The following is a 16,859-nucleotide window of genomic DNA, read 5'->3' on the forward strand; positions in this document are numbered from 1 at the left end:
GGTCATGCCACTACCTCCCGGTACGGCGCCAACTCGGCGGCGAGCGCCTCGTCCACCCGTACGTGCAGTTTCGTCCCCTCCGGCAGGTGCGCCGTGCCGAGCACCTCGCCCCGGCGGTGTACCCGGGCGACCAGGTCCCCCCGGTCGTAGGGGAGTACCGCACGGACCTCGACCGCCGGGCGGGGCAGCCGGGCCTCGATCGCCGCCCGGACGTCCTCGACCCCGCCCCCCGTACGCGCGGAGACGAAGACCGCCTCCGGCCACTCCCGCTTCAACCGGAGCAGGGTCTCCTCGTCAGCCGCGTCGGTCTTGTTCACCACCAGCAGCTCGGGGAGCTTGTCGGCACCGACCTCGGCCAACACCTCGCGTACCGCCCGGACCTGCTCCTCGGGGTCGGCGTGCGCCCCGTCCACCACGTGCACCACGAGGTCGGCGTCGGCCACCTCCTCGAGCGTGGAACGGAACGCCTCGACGATCTGGTGCGGCAGGTGCCGGACGAACCCGACGGTGTCGGCCAGGGTGTAGACCCGCCCGTCGGCGGCGTACGCCCGGCGGGTCGTCGGGTCCAGCGTGGCGAAGAGGGCGTCCTCGACCAGTACCCCGGCATTGGTCAGCCGGTTGAGCAGGCTGGACTTGCCCGCGTTGGTGTAGCCGGCGATGGCCACCGCCGGAACGCCGTTGCGGGTCCGACGGGCCCGCTTGGTGATCCGGGCGGTCCGCATGTTCTTGATCTCCCGACGGAGCCGGGAGATCCGGATCCGGATCCGGCGCCGGTCGGTCTCCAGCTTGGTCTCACCGGGACCACGGAGCCCCACCCCGCCGCCGGCGCCGCCGCCACGGCCGCTACCACCGGCCTGCCGGGAGAGGCTCTCACCCCAACCGCGCAGCCGGGGCAGCAGGTATTCGAGCTGGGCCAGCTCGACCTGGGCCTTGCCTTCCCGGCTCTTGGCGTGCTGGGCGAAGATGTCGAGGATCAGCGCGGTCCGGTCGACCACCTTGACCTTGGTGCGCTGCTCCAGGTTGCGCAGTTGGGACGGGGAGAGCTCACCGTCACAGATCACCGTGTCGGCGCCGGAGGCCAGGACCACCGAGCCGAGGTCGTCGACCTTGCCCCGCCCGACGTAGGTGGCCGGGTCGGGCCGGTTGCGCCGCTGGATCAGACCCTCGAGCACCTGCGAACCGGCCGTCTCGGCGAGCGCGGCGAGTTCCGCGAGGGAGTTCTCCGCGTCGGTCACCGTGCCATCCGTCCAGACGCCGACCAGGACCACCCGCTCCAGCCGGAGCTGCCGGTATTCGACCTCGGTGACGTCGGCGAGTTCGGTGGAGAGGCCCGCGACCCGACGGAGTGCCTGGCGGTCCTCCAGCTCCAGTTCGCCGGTGGTGACGTCGCCATCGATGACGATGGCGTCAAGGTCCTCGTCCGCCAGCCGAACGAAGCTTTCCTGGTCTCGCAAGCCGTTCCTCCTGATCTGGTCTTTCCGGTCTCTCCGCCGACCCCGCCGGACCTCCGGTGCGTCCGGCCGCCCGGGCGGTCGGGAAGTTCGACGCCCTGTTGCACCATCTGCGCGCTCTGCGAGGTGTCGTCGCATTGGTTACGCTGTGCGCGCTGCTGGCAATCAATCGTGACACGCGCGCCCGCCGGACGCACCCGCTATATATCGGGACCAGCCGCGAGGCGGCACCGCCGCTGCCGCCCCCGGACGAGGCGAAGGTGCGGGCGATAGCGACAGACAGCCCGGGCAATGGCCACAGACAGCGCGGGGCAATGGCCACAGACAGCGTGGGCAATGGCGCCAGATAGCGCGGGGCAATGGCAACAGGCAGCAGGCAGCGCGGGGCGGCGGCGAGAGGTCGGCGTGGGCGGCGGCGACAGGCGGGATGGCCCGGCGTCCGTGGGGCAGACCCGGGTCGGCCGCGGCGGGCGGCATCGCCCGGAGCCCGCGGCAAAGGTGAGTCGGGGACGTCAACCGGCCGGGCTGCCGTCGGCGGCGTTGTCGACCCGGCCTAGGGTGGTCGGGTCGCCGGATGGCGACGGAGGTCAGGACCGGCCGACGGCGGGTCAGGGCCGGCAGGCGAGAATGCTGACGGCGGCAGCGAGGCCGCGGGAAGACGACGGAGGACCACGTGGCGATCACCCGACTGCCGAGTGCCGGATTCTCGATCACCATCCGGATCAGCGTAACGGCGGACGCCTCGGCCATCGGCCGGCTGACCACCTGTGTCGGTGAGGCCGGCGCCATCGTCACCGCGCTCGACGTGGTCGACTCCGACCCCACCACGGTGGTCGTCGACCTCACCTGCGACACCGCCGACGCGACCCACGCCGACCAGGTGGTGAAGGCGCTGACCGCGCTGGACGGGGTGGACGTCCGCAAGGTCTCCGACCGGACGTTCCTGCTGCACCTCGGCGGCAAGATCGAGGTCTCCCCGAAGGTCGCGCTGCGCAACCGGGACGAGCTCTCCCGGGCGTACACCCCGGGGGTGGCCCGGGTCTGCCTGGCCATCGCGGAGAATCCCGCCGACGCGCGACGGCTGACCATCAAGCGGAACACCGTCGCTGTGGTGACGGACGGCTCGGCCGTACTCGGACTGGGCAACATCGGTCCGGCGGCGGCGCTGCCGGTGATGGAGGGCAAGGCCGCGCTCTTCAAGCGGTTCGGCGGGGTGGACGCCTGGCCGGTGGTACTGGACACCCAGGACCCGGACGAGATCGTCTCGATCGTCCGGGCGATCGCACCGCAGTACGGCGGGATCAACCTGGAGGACATCGCCGCGCCCCGGTGCTTCGAGATCGAGAACCGGCTGCGCGAACTGCTCGACATCCCGGTCTTCCACGACGACCAGCACGGCACCGCGATCGTGGTGCTCGCCGCGCTGACCAACGCGCTACGGGTGGTCGGCAAGAAGCTCGCCGACGTCCGGGTGGTCGTCTCCGGTGCCGGTGCCGCCGGTACGGCGATCATGAAGCTGCTGCTCCGGCAGGGCGTCGGCGACATCATCGCGTACGACCGGCAGGGCCCCCTGCACCGCGGCCTGGAGGGGCTGAACTCGGCCTGGCAGTGGCTCGCCGAGAACACCAACCGGGACGCCTTCTCCGGTGACCTCAAGGCGGCCCTGCGCGGCGCGGACGTCTTCATCGGGGTGAGCGCCCCCAACCTGCTCACCGGCGACGACGTCGCCGCGATGGCCCCCGACGCGATCGTCTTCGCGCTGGCCAACCCCGACCCGGAGGTGGACCCTCGGGAGGCGCGCAAGCACGCGGCCGTGGTCGCCACCGGCCGGTCCGACCAGCCCAACCAGATCAACAACGTGCTCGCCTTCCCGGGTGTCTTCCGGGGCATGCTGGACGCGCACGCCGAGGAGTTCACCGAGGAGATGGCGATCGCCGCCGCCCGGGCCATCGCCGACGTGGTGGGTGCGGAAAAGATCAACCCGACGGTCATCGTGCCGAGCGTCTTCGACTCCCGGGTGGCACCGGCGGTGGCCGCCGCGGTCCGGGCCGCCGCGCAGCACCCCGCTCCCCCGCCGGCCGCGGACCCCGGGCCGGCCGACCTGCCCGAGATCGCCGCCGAGGCCGCCGCCCCGGCCAGCCCACTGTCGAGCTGACCACACACCACCAGCTACCCCCGACCAGCCCGTCCGCCGACCGGAACCGATGCCCCGTACCGGGACGGGGGAAGCGCTCAGTCGGTGAGGGCGGTCAGGTCGACCTCGCCGTCCGCGACGAGTAGCGCCGGGCCGGCGAGCCAGCAGCTCTCGTCGTCCACGGTCACCGTCAGCCGGCCGCCGGGCACGTCCACCGCCACCGCCCCACCGGTACGCCCGGCGTCGCGCAACGCCACCGCCGCCACCGCACAGGCGCCGGAGCCGCAGGAGAGGGTCTCCGCCGAGCCACGCTCGTAGACCCGCATCCGTACGTGCAGGTCGGCGCCGTCGACCGGCTCCCCGGGGGCGACGAACTCGACGTTCACCCCGGTCGGGAAGGCCGCCGGGTCGAAGCCGGGTGAGCGGGTCAGATCGAGCCCGGCCAGCGCGATACTGGCCGGCAGTACGCAGACCAGGTGCGGGTTGCCGCAGTCCACGACGGTACCGGCCAGGGTCAGCCCGCCGAGCGTGGCCACCGCACCTCCGGTGATCCGGGGCGGCCCGAGATCCACCGCGATCTGCCCGTCCGTCACCTCGGCGCGGACCACTCCGGCCCGAGTGGCGATCGGCAGGCCGCCGTCGACCGGCTCGGCCAGCCCGCTGGAGATCAGGTATCTGGTGAAGACCCGTACCCCGTTACCGCACATCTCCGCGAAGGAGCCGTCGGAGTTCCAGTAGTCCATGAACCACTCGGCCGTGCCGGCGTACCCGACCGCGTCCGGGTGCTTGGCCGCCCGGACGACCCGCAGCACCCCGTCCGCGCCGATGCCGCGCCGACGGTCGCAGAGCGCCGCCACGATCGACGGGGTCAGGCCGAGCTGGCCGTCTGGGTCGGGCAGGAGCACGAAGTCGTTACCGGTGCCGTGGCCCTTGGTGAACCGCACCCCTCCATCATCCCCGAGCGACCGCCGGCCCCGCCGGGCACCCTCGCCCCGGCCCGGGATCACTCGCGCCGCCCGACCTCCGCCGACGGCTCGGCGACCAGCGCGAGGGTCGCCTCGACCAGGTCGTCCCGGGCCCCGTCCAGCCAGTGGACCCGGGGATCGCGACGGAACCAGGAGCGCTGCCGCCGGACGAACCGCCGGGTCGCCTGGATCGTGTCGGCCCGCGCCGCCGGCTCGGTGATCTCGCCGTCGAGCAGCCGGAGCACCTGCTGGTAGCCGAGCGCCCGGCTGGCGGTACGGCCATCCCGCAGGCCCCGCTCCGCCAGTGCCCCGGTCTCGGCGACCAGCCCGTCCGCCCACATCCTGTCCACCCGTACCGCGATCCGCTCGTCCAGCGCCGCCGTCTCCCGGTCCACCCCGAGCTGTACGGCGTCGTAGTACGGCGTCGGTCGGGGCAGCGAGGCGGTGAACGGCGCACCGGTCAGCTCGATCACCTCCAGCGCCCGTACGATCCGCCGCCCGTTGCTGGCCAGGATGCTCTCGGCCGCCGCCGGATCGGCGACCCGCAGCCGGGCGTGGAGCGGCGCCGGCCCGGACTCGGCGAGTTCCGCCTCCAGCCTGGCCCGGACCAGCGGATCCGTGCCGGGGAACTCGAACTCGTCGACCACCGCCCGGACGTAGAGCCCGGAGCCGCCGACCAGCAGCGGTACCCGTCCCCGGGCCAGGATGTCGTCGACCGCCGCCCGGGCCAGCGCCTGGTACGCCGCCACGCTCGCCGGTTCGGTCACCGCCCAGATGTCCAGCAGGTGGTGCGGTACCCCGGCCCGCTCGGCCGGGGTCAGTTTGGCGGTTCCGACGTCCATCCCGCGATAGAGCTGCATCGAGTCGGCGTTGACCACCTCGCCGCCGAGGGCCTCGGCCAGCGCGATGCTCAGCCCGGACTTGCCGGTGGCGGTCGGGCCGACGACCGCGACGACCCGACCACGCCCGCTCACCACGCCGCTCCGCCCGGCCCACCGGCCCCCGACAACCGCTCCGACTCACCCGACCCGGGCGGCCCGTCCGGCTCACGAGATCCGAGCCCCCCCTCCGGCCCATCCGGCTCACGAGATCCGAGCTGCCCGTCCGACCCACCGGATCGGGACGGCCTCTCCGGCCCACCGGCCCCCGACGACCGCTCCGACTCACCGGATCCGAGCGGCCCGTCCGGCTCACCGGGTCCGGGTGGTGGCCCGTTCGGCGGGGACGGGGTCCAGGTGGCGACGAAGTAGCTGACTCCGTAGGGCGCGGCGTAGTAGGTGAGGTCGCCGTGCCAGGGTGCCCCGCCTCGGGCCGCCGCTCCGGCGAGCACCTGCCAGGGTGCCCGGCCGGCGACCAGCAGCCGGCTCGACAGTTCCGGCTCCAGCCCGAGCAGGGCCGGGCCGTCGGCGTCCCGGAGGGCCTCGGCGACCCGGTCGTCGTACGCCTCGGCGCGCGGATCGTCGTATCCGGGTGACCGCTCGCCCCGGCAGGCCGACCCGTCCCCCATCACCAGTAGCGCGACCCGCTCGGCCGGATCCTCGACCAGTTCGGCGCCGACCCGCCGGCACTCGTGCACCGGGGCGTCGGTGGCGACGCTCTGCCAGCGCTGCGATCCGGCCAGACCGGCCCGGTCCAGCAGCCAGGCACCGATCAGCAGCCCGAGCGGCAGCTCCGCCCGGCCGGTCCGGGTACCGTCCGGCCCCAGCCGCAGCACCCGATCCAGCCCGTACGGCCGGAGGCTGCCGGAGTCGGCCGGCCCGTACGGGTCGGTCCGCTCCCCTGCCCCCACCACGAGTACGACGTCCGGCCCGGTCGCCAGCAGCCTGCCGACCGCGTCGGCGCAGGCACGACGAAGATCATCCAGCTCACCGGCCGCCGACGCGGCCAGTTCCGGAACGATCAACGGGGGATGTGGGCAGACGGCGGCGGCGACCAGTGGCACGCCACCACCGTAGCGGGCAGCGAACCTTACACCCGAAGGCCAGACGATCCGGGTGCGGTCTAGGACACCGTATGGTCACGGTCGACGATAGGCGCTCGACGCGGACCGGGTTGGACCTGTGACAATGCCGGGAGAAACTTCGCTGCGCCGTGGCGGCGACCGCCGGGGACCCCCATCCCCGGCAGCGCCGGGAGAACGAGGATGGGCTCATGAGTGACTGGACTGCCTTTGGACGGGTGGATGCGGACGGGAACGTCTACGTCAAGACGGCCGAGGGTGAGCGGGTGGTCGGTTCCTGGCAGGCCGGTGCGCCGGAGGAAGGTCTGGCCCACTTCGCCCGCCGCTTCGCCGACCTGGTCACCGAGGTCGACCTGACCGAGGCCCGACTCAATTCGGGGGCGGCGGACCCGTCGGGTTCGCTCGCCACCATCCGGCGGCTGCGAGGGTCGCTGGCCGAGGCACACGTGGTCGGCGACCTCGACGCGCTCGCCACCCGGCTGGAGCGGCTGGCCGCGCTCGCCGAGGGAAAGGCCGGCGAGGCCCGGGCCGCCCGGGAGACCGCCCGGGCCGAGGCGGTGACCCGGAAGACGGCCCTGGTCGAGGAGGCCGAGAAGCTGGCCGCGGAGTCCACCGGGTGGAAGACCGCGGGCGACCGGCTCAAGGAGATCCTCGACGAGTGGAAGACCATCCGCGGCGTCGACAAGAAGACCGACGGCGAGCTGTGGAAGCGGTTCGCCGCCGCCCGGGACGGCTTCACCCGGCGCCGTGGGGCGCACTTCGCCACTCTGGACGCCCAGCGTAAGCAGGCCCAGGCGGCCAAGGAGGAGCTGGTCGTCGAGGCCGAGTCGCTGGCCGACTCGACGGACTGGGCCGCCACCGCCAACCGGCTGCGGGAGCTGATGGCACAGTGGAAGGCCGCGCCGCGCGCCTCCAAGGAGGCCGAGGAGCGGCTCTGGGAACGGTTCCGGGGCGCTCAGGACGGCTTCTTCTCCCGGCGCAGCGAGGTCTTCTCGGCCCGGGACGCCGAGCAGCGCGGCAACCTGGAGCGCAAGCAGTCCCTGCTCGCCGAGGCCGAGGCGCTCGACGTCGACGGCGACCCGCGTGGTGCGCAGGCGAAGCTCCGGGAGATCCAGGGGCAGTGGCACGAGGCGGGCCGGGTGCCCCGGGACGCGGCGGCCAACCTGGACCGCCGGCTGCGCGTGGTGGACGAGAAGGTCCGCCAGGCGATGGATTCGGCGTGGCGGCGGACCGAGCCGTCGGCCAACCCGCTGCTCGCGCAGATGCGCGACCAGGTCGCCGAGGCCGAGCAGCGGCTGACCCGGGCCAGGACGGCCGGCGACGCGAAGCGGATCCGCGAGGCCGAGCAGGCCCTCGCCGCCAAGCGGCGGTTCCTGGAGCTGGCGGAGCAGGCGAGCTGAGCCGATCCCCCGGGCGGGCCTGGCCCGTCCGGGGATTCCGGCCGCGCCGGGCCGCCGTCGACTGTCGACACCTACCAGCCGATTGCCGGCAGCCCGGCCTGTCGGTGAGCCTCAGCGGTCGCAGGCCGCCGCAGGCGCGGGCAGCGGCGGCGGCACGCCGACCGTGGGCAGCCCGAGCGACACCCCACCGGTACGCGGCGCCCGCCCCGCCTCGGCCGCGTCACCGGCCCGGGTACGCCGGTGCGCCAGCGGCTCCCCATCGGCGTTCAGATGGTGCGGCGCGGCATAGCTGACCGTGGTGTGCACGATGTCGCCGGGCCGGATCTTCCCCTCGTACGAGCCGGCGGCGAAGTGCACCAGCCGACCGTCCCGGGCCCGCCCGGAGAGCCGTCCGGTGCGCTCGTCCTTGCGCCCCTCGCCGACCGCGACCAGTACCTCGACCGGGGTGCCGACGAGCTTCCGGTTCTCCGCCCAGGTGATCTCCTCGACCGCCGCGATCAGCCGCTCGTAGCGCTCCTGGACCACCTGCTTGGGCAGTTGGTCGGGCATGGTCGCGGCCGGGGTGCCGGGGCGCTTGGAGTACTGGAAGGTGAAGGCGGAGGCGAACCGGGCCTCCCGGACCACGTCGAGGGTGCGGGCGAAGTCGGCCTCGGTCTCGCCGGGGAAGCCGACGATGATGTCCGTGGTGATCGCCGCGTCCGGCATCGCCGCCCGGACCTTCTCGATGATCCCGAGGTAGCGCTCGGCCCGGTACGACCGGCGCATCGCCCGGAGCACGTCGTCGGAGCCGGACTGCAACGGCATGTGCAGCGAGTGGCAGACGTTCGGGGTCTCGGCCATCGCCGCGATCACGTCGTCGGTGAAGTCCTTCGGGTGCGGGCTGGTGAACCGGACCCGCTCCAGCCCGTCGATCTCCCCGGTGGCCCGGAGCAGCTTCCCGAACGCGAGCCGGTCGCCGAACTCCACGCCGTAGGAGTTGACGTTCTGGCCGAGCAGGGTGACCTCGAGCACACCCTCGGCGACCAGGGCGCGTACCTCGGCCAGGACGTCGCCAGGCCGGCGGTCCTTCTCCCGGCCGCGCAGCGCCGGCACGATGCAGAAGGTGCAGGTGTTGTTGCAGCCCACCGAGATCGACACCCACCCGGCGTACGTCGACTCGCGCCGGGTCGGCAGCGTGGAGGGGAAGACCTCCAGCGACTCCAGGATCTCCACCTCGGCGGCGGCGTTGTGCCGGGCCCGCTCCAGCAGCACCGGCAGCGCGCCGATGTTGTGGGTGCCGAAGACCACGTCCACCCAGGGCGCGCGGCGGACGATCTCGCCCCGGTCCTTCTGGGCCAGGCAGCCGCCGACCGCGATCTGCATGTCGGGGTGCTTGTCCTTGACCGGGCGCAGGTGGCCGAGGTTGCCGTAGAGCCGGTTGTCGGCGTTCTCGCGTACCGCACAGGTGTTGAAGACCACCACGTCCGGATCGTCGGAGTCGGCCGCGCGCACGTAACCGGCCTGTTCCAGCAGTCCGGAGATCCGCTCGGAGTCGTGCACGTTCATCTGGCAGCCGTAGGTGCGCACCTGATAGGTACGCGGGCTGCCGAGGGCTGCGGTAGTCATGACAGTGACAGAGTATCCGCAGAGCCCGGGAAGCCAGTTCTCCCGGGACGTCCACTCCCCTCGACCGGAAGGTAGCGCCATGTGCCGGAGCATCAAGACCCTTCGCCAGCCGTACGCCGAGGTCGTCACCGAGACGGACATCGAGGCGGCGGCGTTGCAGTACGTCCGGAAGATCTCCGGGTTCCGCGCCCCGGCCGCGCACAACGCGGCGGCCTTCGACGCCGCGGTGGCCGCCGTGGCCGAGGCGACCCGGACCCTGCTCGACCAGCTCGTGGTGAAGGGCTCCGGCACCGGCCCGGCGGCGGCGAGCGGTCAGGCGGCGGGCTGACGGCCAGCCGGTGGGCTGACGGTGGGCCGGACGGCGGTCAGGCGGCGGCGAGCGCCGGGATCACCGAGTCCGGGACCCAGCGCGAGCGCTGACAGGGCGACCAGCCCCGGCAGCGCGGGCTGAGCACGGTGCAGAGCCGCTGCTCGGAGAGGATCTCGCCGTCGTCGGTGTCCCGCACGTCGTGGTGCACGGGCCGGATGGTGCCGTCCGCCGCGACCAGCAGGTGCCGTCCGGCGTCGAGGGTGTCGTCCGGCAGCAGGCAGGCCCGGCCCAGCCGGCGGGCGAACGCCGCGACGGCGCCCACCTCCGGCAGCCCGGCCGGCACCCCGTAGCAGTCGACGGAGGTCGGGAAGTCGCCGGGGCGGTGCCAGACGTCGGCCAGCAGCGCGCCGGACGGCACCCGGGCCAGGTCGAGCCCGCCGAGCGGCAGCACCGGTACGTCGAGCGCGTCGGCAAGCGCGAGGCGGATCTCCGAGGCGGTGACCCGCCCCTCCGTCCTCCAGTTCCACAGCTCGATCATTGCCGCCTCCTCGCCGTAATCGTTCGTGGCTGGATGCCGGGTCTCGGTCGGGCATCCCCCGTCGGCCGGACACCCGATGCCTGGGTGTAACGGCCTCACCCACGATGGTGCCGGGCACACCGGGTCGAGAGCGGCTAAGTTACCGGTCTGTGACCATATCCGCCGAAATAGACGGCCCTTGACTACCTATTGTAGTCAGAGGCCGGCCTCGTTCCGGCGCAGCTCGCCGGGCAGGCTCACCCAGCGTGGTCTGTTCGGGCCGACGGGGTCGGGCACCGGACAGTTCGGGCCTGGCTATGGTCCGACCTGGAGACGGCCAGGTGCTACTCGTCGCGGCCTTGCCGCCCCGCTCGGGACGCGTCCGAGCGAGGCGCGACCGTTGACGGGAGGGCCGAGGCGATGCACCCACGTCGCACCCCCTACGATCAGGGCCGGAACGTCGCTGCTGGCCGAGGAGGCGGGCAGGTGCCTGGTGGTCCTCACGGTCTTCAAAACCGATGCGACCGAGCAGCTCGGTCGGGCGGGTTCGATTCCCGTACGCCTCCGCCAGCTTCCCCAGCACGGACCGCGCGCCCGGTTCTGCCAGGCACCCGAGCACGGGAAGAGAGACGAGGACCAGCACATCACTACCCAGAGTTGACACGCCTTAGCTTGCAGTAACGATCTTTACTGCCGCTGTTATCGCCCCGTGATGAACTCGATTACATTCCAGCACGTCAGGTCCCCTAGAGTTGCGTAACCGATTCAGCCTGAATCCGGTGCGACAGATCATGGACGAGACAGGTGGGGGCATGACCGAGCGGAGCGACGCGGGCGTGGTGGCCGGTGCGACGACGACCGACCGACCGCTCATCAGGCTTGACGGGGTCAACAAGTGGTTCGGCCCACTGCATGTGTTGCAGGACGTCGACCTGTCGGTGGCCCGTGGTGAGGTCGTCGTCGTGATCGGCCCCTCCGGGTCCGGCAAGTCGACGCTCTGCCGGGCGATCAACCGGCTCGAGCCGATCAACTCCGGCACCATCACCTTCGACGGCCAGCCGCTGCCGGCCGAGGGCAGGGCTCTGGCCCGGCTGCGCAGCGAGGTCGGCATGGTCTTCCAGTCGTTCAACCTCTTCGCGCACAAGACGATCCTCGAGAACGTCACCCTCGGCCCGACCAAGGTCCGCAAGGAGAAGGCCGCTTCCGTCCGGGACCGGGCGATGAAGCTGCTGGAGCGGGTCGGCATCGCGAACCAGGCCGAGAAGTATCCGGCACAGCTCTCCGGCGGACAGCAACAGCGGGCGGCGATCGCCCGCGCCCTGGCCATGCAGCCCAAGGCGATGCTCTTCGACGAGCCCACCAGCGCCCTCGACCCGGAGATGGTCGGCGAGGTGCTGGACGTGATGACCTCGCTGGCCCGTGAGGGCATGACGATGGTGGTGGTGACCCACGAGATGGGCTTCGCCCGGCACGCCGCCAACCGGGTCATCTTCATGGCCGACGGCCAGCTCGTCGAGGACGCCGCGCCGGACGAGTTCTTCGCCAACCCCCGTAGCGAGCGGGCCAAGGACTTCCTGTCCAAAATCCTCACCCACTAGGTATCCACAGTGGAGCGGACCGCCCCACCGGGTCTGGCCGCTCCGTCGAAGAAGGAGAGAGCAATGCGGATCACGCGAGTGGCGGCGGTTGCCGCGGTCGCGGCACTGGCCTTCACCGTGGCCGCCTGCGGCGGTGACGACGGAGACGACACGGGCACCGGTGCCGGCAGCAAGACCTTCGAGGCCGGCACCACGATGGAGCGGCTGAACAAGGCACAGAAGATCATCATCGGCACCAAGTTCGACCAGCCGGGCTTCGGCCTCAAGGGCCTGGACAACAAGCCGGCCGGCTTCGACGTCGAGATCGGCAAGATCATCGCTGGCGAGCTAGGCATCGCCGCGGACAAGGTCGAGTACATCGAGACGCCGTCCGCGGTCCGGGAAGAGGTCCTGGAGCAGGGCAAGGCCGACATCGTGGTGGCGACCTACACCATCAACGACAAGCGCAAGGAGCGGATCGACTTCGCCGGTCCGTACTACGTCGCCGGGCAGCACATCATGGTCCGCTCCGACGACAGCTCCATCACCGGCCCGGACTCGTTCAAGGCCGGCGACAAGAAGGTCTGCTCGGTGCAGGGTTCGACCCCGGGCGACAACATCAAGAAGTACCTGGCCAACCCGGCCAGCCCCGGCGCCCAGCTGGTGCTCTTCGACGGCTACCAGAAGTGCGTCGACGCGCTGACCAACAAGCAGGTCGACGCGGTCACCACGGACAACGTCATCCTGCTCGGCTACGTGGCCAAGAGCGAGGGCAAGTTCAAGCTGGCCGGTGAGAAGTTCACCGAGGAGCCGTACGGGATCGGCGTCAAGAAGGGCGACACCGCGTTCCGCGAGTTCATCAACGCCACCCTGGAGAAGATCTACGCCGACGGCCGGTACGCGAAGGCCTGGCAGGACACCGCGGGCAAGTTCGACTCGACCGTCCCGCAGGGTCCGGCGGTCAACCGGTACTGATCAGCGCCGCGTTCGAAAGACGCGGAGGTAGGTAGGAGCTGGAAGGTGACCATGAGAGAGGCGTGCCCGTGAGTGTGCTCGTCGACCACTTCGACGTCTTCGTTGGAGGGTTCTGGCTCACCTTCCAGCTCTGTATCCTGTCCGCGGTCGGGGCGCTGGCGCTCGGCGCCCTGGTCGCGGTCATGCGGATCTCCCCGGTGCCACCGCTGCGCTGGATCGGCACCGCGTACGTGACGGTCTTCCGGAACAGTCCGCTGACCATCGTGTGGTTCTTCGCTGCCTTCGGGTTGCCGGCGCTCGACTCGAACGCCGACTTCCTGCGGATCCCCGGGTTGTCCAGCATCTTCTCCCGGCTCGGCATCGACCTGCCATACTTCCGGTTCGCCGTCATCGCACTCTCGCTCTACACCGCCGCCTTCGTCTGCGAGGCGATCCGCAGCGGCATCAACGCCGTACCGCCGGGGCAGGCCGAGGCGGCCCGGGCGATCGGGCTCACCTTCGGGCAGAACCTGCGGTACGTCGTACTGCCGCAGGCGTGGAAGTCCGCGGTCGTACCGCTCGGCTCGGTGATCATCGCCATGATCAAGAACTCGGCGCTCGCCGGCTTCTTCGGAGTCGTCGGCGAGCTCTCCAACTCGGCGCAGAACCTGACCAGCGCGCTCGGCGAGCCGATCATCCCGGTCTTCGTCGGAGTCTCCATCGGCTACCTGGTGATGACCGTGCCGCTGGGCATCCTCCTCGACCGGATCGAGCAACGCCGGGCGGTGGCGGCCCGGTGAACGCACTGGAGAAGAGCCGGGTGGCGGGCGACGTGAACGAGGAGGAGATGCCGGCATGAGCGAGCGCAGCGAGCGAATCATCGAACTCAGCGCCAAAGTGCCTCATGGCGGCACGGAGCGAAGCGGAGTGCCGGCATGAGCCAACAGCAGACGGTGCTCTACGACGCGCCCGGGCCACGGGCCCACCGGATCACCCTGATCGTGAGCCTCTTCGCGGTCGTCGGCATCGCCGCCGTCGGATACTTCCTCGTCTACCGGCCGCTCGACGAGAACGGCCAGCTCACGATGGAGAAGTGGGGTCCGCTGGTCGACCCCAACAACGAGGTGTTCCCGCTGGTCTGGGCGCGGCTGCGGGACGGCTTCATCGCCACCCTGACCGCGGCCGGGCTGGCGATCCTCAGCTCGCTCATCTTCGGAACGGCGCTCGCCGTCCTCCGGGTACAGCTCAAGACGCTGAAGCAGCGGCGGTTCGTCGGGCTGCCCGACCCGGCCGCTTGGGCGCTGCGCGGGCTCGGCTGGCTGCTCAACGCGGTCACCCGGTTCTGCGTGGAGATCTTCCGCGGCCTGCCGGTCGTGATCACCATCTTCTTCGTCGCCAGCGCCCTGCCCGACCTGGGCGTCGACCTCGGCGACATCCTCTGGTACCTGGTCATCGGCCTCACCATCTACAACGGCGTGGTCATCGCCGAGATCCTCCGCTCCGGCATGGAGGGCCTGCCCGGCGGCCAGCGGGAGGCGGCGCACGCGATCGGTTTCAGCTCGTTCCAGACCACCCGCATGATCCTGCTGCCCCAGGCGTTCCGGATCATGCTGCCGGCCCTGATCAGCCAGCTCATCGTGGTACTCAAGGACACCTCGCTCGGCTTCATCATCAGCTACGAGGAAGTACTCCGGGTCAGCCGGTACATCATCGACAACCTGGAGAACCCGATCCAGGTGTACGCGGTGGTCGGCGCCATCTACATCCTGATCAACTACCTGCTGTCCAAGCTCGCCGAGTACGCGCAGCGGCGGATGGCCCGGGGCCGCAAGACCCGGGCGCTGCCGACCCAGGCCGCCCCGCCGTCGATCATGCCGCAGGCCGGTCCCGGCGGAGCGAGCGTGGGTGTCGGGGCGGACGCGGGCAGCACCACCTAGCCGACCGTCCCGCCCGCCCCGGAGCGGGGATGGGCGACATACGGAAACGAGAACGCCGGCCACGACCGAAAGGTGGTGGCCGGCGTTTCTCCGTCCTGCCGCGTGACATGTGCGCGGATTCGGGCTGGGTCGAGGCGAGGGCTGGATCGGGGCGAGGGCTGGCTCGCGGGGCGAGGGCGGGCTCGGCGGGTCGTCAGCGGGCGATCTCGGTGACCCGCGACTCGCGTACGACGGTCACCCGGATCTGCCCCGGATAGGTCAGCTCCTCCTCGATCTGCTTCGCCACGTCCCGGGCCAGCACCGCCGCGCCGATCTCGTCGACGTCGTCCGGCTTGACCATCACCCGGATCTCCCGGCCCGCCTGCATCGCGAAGACCTTCTCCACGCCCGACTTGCCGGCAGCGATCTCCTCGATCCGCTCCAGCCGCTTGACGTACGCCTCCAGGCTCTCCCGGCGCGCGCCCGGCCGACCACCGGAACAGGCGTCGGACGCCTGGGTCAGCACCGCCTCGATGGTCTGCGGCGGCACCTCGTTGTGGTGCGCCTCGATCGCGTGCACCACCTCCTCGGCCTCGCCGTACTTGCGGGCCAGGTCGGCGCCGATCAGCGCGTGGCTCCCCTCCACCTCGTGGGTGAGCGCCTTGCCGATGTCGTGCAGGAACGCGGACCGCTTGATCAGCGGCACGTCCAGCCGCAGCTCGGCGGCCATCACCCCGGCGATGTGCGCGGTCTCGACCAGGTGCTTGAGCACGTTCTGCCCGTACGACGTCCGGTAGCGCAGCCGGCCCAGCAGACTGACCATCTCCGGGTGGATCTCGGTGATGCCCACCTCGACCAGCGCGTCCTCGGCAGCCCGCTGGCAGAGCCGCTCCACCTCGTGCTTGGCGGTCTCGAAGACCTCCTCGATGCGGTGCGGGTGGATCCGGCCGTCGAGTACCAGCTTCTCCAGGGTCAACCGGCCGATCTCCCGGCGTACCGGGTCGAAGCAGGAGAGCAGGACCGCTTCCGGGGTGTCGTCGATGATCAGGTTGACTCCGGTGACCGACTCGAAGGCCCGGATGTTGCGGCCCTCCCGGCCGATGATCCGGCCCTTCATCTCGTCGCCGGGCAGGTGCAGCACGCTGACGACGCTCTCCGCCGTCTGCTCGCTGGCCACCCGCTGGATGGCGTCGACCACGATGTGCCGGGCCCGCTGCTCCGCGGTGTTCCGGGCGTCGGCCTCGATGTCCCGGACCAGGATCGCCGCCTCCCGCTTCGCCTGGCCCTCGATCGCCTCCACCAGCTCGGCCCGGGCGGCCTCGGCGGTCAGCCCGGCGATCCGCTCCAGCTCCCGCTTCCGCTGCTGCTCCGCCTCGGCCACCGCCGTCTCCCGGGCGACCAGCGACGCCTTCCGGGTCGCCAGCTCGGCCGCTGCGGTGGTCAGCCGGCGTTCCCGCTCGGCGAGCCGCTCCACCTCCTCGGTGTGCAGCCGCTCCCGCTCGTCCATCCGCTGGGCCCGCCGCTCCACCTCGGCCGCCTGTTCGCGGGTGGTGGAGGCGAGCAGCGAGATCTCCCGCTCGCCGCTGCGCCGGGCCGCCGCGCGTACCTGCTCGGCGTCCGCCTCGGCCTGCCGGTGCGCCCGGTCCAGTACGGTGTCGGCCTCGGCCCGGGCGGCGTCAAGTATCCGCTGCGCCTCGGCCCGGGCGGCGCTCGCCTCGGCCTTCGCGGCGGCGGCGTCGGCCCGGGCCGCAGCGGCGGCCGACTTGGCCATGTCGACGCTCGACGACGCCTCGTCGGCGGCGGTACGCAACGCCGCCAGCGACTGCTCCTGCCGGTCCTTCTCGGCGACGAAGGCGGGATCGTCCGGCGGTGGCGTGGCGGGCATCGTCCCGATCCGGCGCAGCGCCCGGGCGCCCAGGCTGATCGCGGCGAGCACCAGCGCGGCCAGCCCTGCGATGGCGGCCAGCAGGGCCCATTCGAGGCCGCTCATGCCGGCACCCCGCCGCGCTGCGTGCCGACATGAGGCACATCCGCCCTGCACTGGCTGACTCGCTCGCGTCGCTCGCTCAT

The 16,859-nt window shown here is 71.7% G+C and carries 13 protein-coding genes, 1 tRNA gene and 1 pseudogene; 8 read left to right on the top strand and 7 right to left on the bottom strand.

Going from position 1 to position 16,859, the window contains the following annotated elements:
• Positions 1-2: 2 nt before the first annotated feature.
• Positions 3-1,454, bottom strand: a complete 1,452-nt coding sequence (gene hflX, locus Pma05_RS16080) for a GTPase HflX (protein ID WP_239312471.1) — start codon at positions 1,452-1,454, stop codon at positions 3-5.
• Positions 1,455-2,124: 670 nt separating this feature from the next.
• Between hflX and Pma05_RS16085 the strand changes: the two genes are divergently transcribed.
• Entirely contained in the window at positions 2,125-3,606 is a 1,482-nt protein-coding gene (locus Pma05_RS16085; RefSeq protein ID WP_203858229.1) for an NAD-dependent malic enzyme, read from the top strand.
• A gap of 77 nt (positions 3,607-3,683) precedes the next feature.
• Here the strand turns inward: Pma05_RS16085 and dapF are convergent, their stop codons facing one another.
• The 3 genes and pseudogenes from dapF to Pma05_RS16100 form a co-directional block, all read right to left on the bottom strand.
• Positions 3,684-4,529, bottom strand: a complete 846-nt coding sequence (gene dapF / locus Pma05_RS16090) for a diaminopimelate epimerase (protein ID WP_203858230.1) — start codon at positions 4,527-4,529, stop codon at positions 3,684-3,686.
• Between the two features lie 59 nt (positions 4,530-4,588).
• Positions 4,589-5,527 carry a tRNA (adenosine(37)-N6)-dimethylallyltransferase MiaA gene (gene miaA, locus Pma05_RS16095; RefSeq protein WP_203858231.1) on the bottom strand — a complete coding sequence of 313 codons (939 nt, stop codon included), beginning with the start codon at positions 5,525-5,527 and terminating at the stop codon, positions 4,589-4,591.
• A gap of 245 nt (positions 5,528-5,772) precedes the next feature.
• Positions 5,773-6,492: pseudogene (locus Pma05_RS16100) on the bottom strand (class III extradiol dioxygenase subunit B-like domain-containing protein); the annotation flags it as partial.
• A gap of 209 nt (positions 6,493-6,701) precedes the next feature.
• Here Pma05_RS16100 and Pma05_RS16105 point away from each other — a divergent pair.
• Entirely contained in the window at positions 6,702-7,910 is a 1,209-nt protein-coding gene (locus Pma05_RS16105) for a DUF349 domain-containing protein (protein ID WP_203858232.1), read from the top strand.
• A 111-nt stretch (positions 7,911-8,021) separates the two neighbouring features.
• Here the strand turns inward: Pma05_RS16105 and miaB are convergent, their stop codons facing one another.
• On the bottom strand, positions 8,022-9,515 hold the full coding sequence (gene miaB / locus Pma05_RS16110) for a tRNA (N6-isopentenyl adenosine(37)-C2)-methylthiotransferase MiaB (protein WP_203858233.1): 1,494 nt from the start codon (positions 9,513-9,515) through the stop codon (positions 8,022-8,024).
• A 79-nt stretch (positions 9,516-9,594) separates the two neighbouring features.
• Here miaB and Pma05_RS16115 point away from each other — a divergent pair, with 79 nt between their 5' ends.
• Positions 9,595-9,843, top strand: coding sequence for a DUF2277 family protein (locus tag Pma05_RS16115; RefSeq protein ID WP_203858234.1), 249 nt, complete (start codon positions 9,595-9,597; stop codon positions 9,841-9,843).
• A 37-nt stretch (positions 9,844-9,880) separates the two neighbouring features.
• On the opposite strand, the gene Pma05_RS16120 is transcribed toward Pma05_RS16115, so the two are convergent.
• Positions 9,881-10,363 carry a hypothetical protein gene (locus Pma05_RS16120; protein WP_203858235.1) on the bottom strand — a complete coding sequence of 161 codons (483 nt, stop codon included), beginning with the start codon at positions 10,361-10,363 and terminating at the stop codon, positions 9,881-9,883.
• Between the two features lie 453 nt (positions 10,364-10,816).
• Here Pma05_RS16120 and Pma05_RS16125 point away from each other — a divergent pair.
• The 5 genes from Pma05_RS16125 to Pma05_RS16145 all read left to right on the top strand — a co-directional run bounded on the left by Pma05_RS16125 (position 10,817) and on the right by Pma05_RS16145 (position 14,810).
• Positions 10,817-10,912, top strand: a tRNA-Sec gene (locus Pma05_RS16125).
• 242 nt (positions 10,913-11,154) lie between these two features.
• Positions 11,155-11,940 (top strand): amino acid ABC transporter ATP-binding protein, encoded by a 786-nt coding sequence (locus Pma05_RS16130; RefSeq protein ID WP_203858236.1) that lies wholly within the window; start codon positions 11,155-11,157, stop codon positions 11,938-11,940.
• Between the two features lie 63 nt (positions 11,941-12,003).
• Positions 12,004-12,894: a glutamate ABC transporter substrate-binding protein gene (locus Pma05_RS16135; RefSeq protein ID WP_203858237.1), complete on the top strand. Its 891-nt coding sequence runs from the start codon at positions 12,004-12,006 to the stop codon at positions 12,892-12,894.
• A 68-nt stretch (positions 12,895-12,962) separates the two neighbouring features.
• On the top strand, positions 12,963-13,673 hold the full coding sequence (locus tag Pma05_RS16140; RefSeq protein ID WP_203858238.1) for an amino acid ABC transporter permease: 711 nt from the start codon (positions 12,963-12,965) through the stop codon (positions 13,671-13,673).
• Between the two features lie 135 nt (positions 13,674-13,808).
• Complete coding sequence (locus Pma05_RS16145) at positions 13,809-14,810, top strand: amino acid ABC transporter permease (RefSeq protein ID WP_203858239.1); 1,002 nt, start codon at positions 13,809-13,811, stop codon at positions 14,808-14,810.
• 193 nt (positions 14,811-15,003) lie between these two features.
• Here Pma05_RS16145 and rny read toward each other — a convergent pair whose 3' ends face one another.
• Complete coding sequence (rny, locus tag Pma05_RS16150) at positions 15,004-16,779, bottom strand: ribonuclease Y (RefSeq protein ID WP_203858240.1); 1,776 nt, start codon at positions 16,777-16,779, stop codon at positions 15,004-15,006.
• Positions 16,780-16,859: the final 80 nt, after the last annotated feature.

The sequence above is a fragment of the Plantactinospora mayteni genome (assembly GCF_016862935.1).
GTDB classification, from domain to species: Bacteria; Actinomycetota; Actinomycetes; order Mycobacteriales; family Micromonosporaceae; genus Plantactinospora; species Plantactinospora mayteni.

Bases quoted from the DNA above. Each gene is read 5' to 3' on its own strand.
- Pma05_RS16105 (WP_203858232.1), top strand. From the start codon at position 6,702: ATGAGTGACTGGACTGCCTTTGGACGGGTGGATGCGGACGGGAACGTC.
- miaB (WP_203858233.1), bottom strand. From the start codon at position 9,515: ATGACTACCGCAGCCCTCGGCAGCCCGCGTACCTATCAGGTGCGCACC.
- Pma05_RS16115 (WP_203858234.1), top strand. From the start codon at position 9,595: ATGTGCCGGAGCATCAAGACCCTTCGCCAGCCGTACGCCGAGGTCGTC.
- Pma05_RS16120 (WP_203858235.1), bottom strand. From the start codon at position 10,363: ATGATCGAGCTGTGGAACTGGAGGACGGAGGGGCGGGTCACCGCCTCG.
- Pma05_RS16130 (WP_203858236.1), top strand. From the start codon at position 11,155: ATGACCGAGCGGAGCGACGCGGGCGTGGTGGCCGGTGCGACGACGACC.
- Pma05_RS16135 (WP_203858237.1), top strand. From the start codon at position 12,004: ATGCGGATCACGCGAGTGGCGGCGGTTGCCGCGGTCGCGGCACTGGCC.
- Pma05_RS16145 (WP_203858239.1), top strand. From the start codon at position 13,809: ATGAGCCAACAGCAGACGGTGCTCTACGACGCGCCCGGGCCACGGGCC.
- rny (WP_203858240.1), bottom strand. From the start codon at position 16,779: ATGAGCGGCCTCGAATGGGCCCTGCTGGCCGCCATCGCAGGGCTGGCC.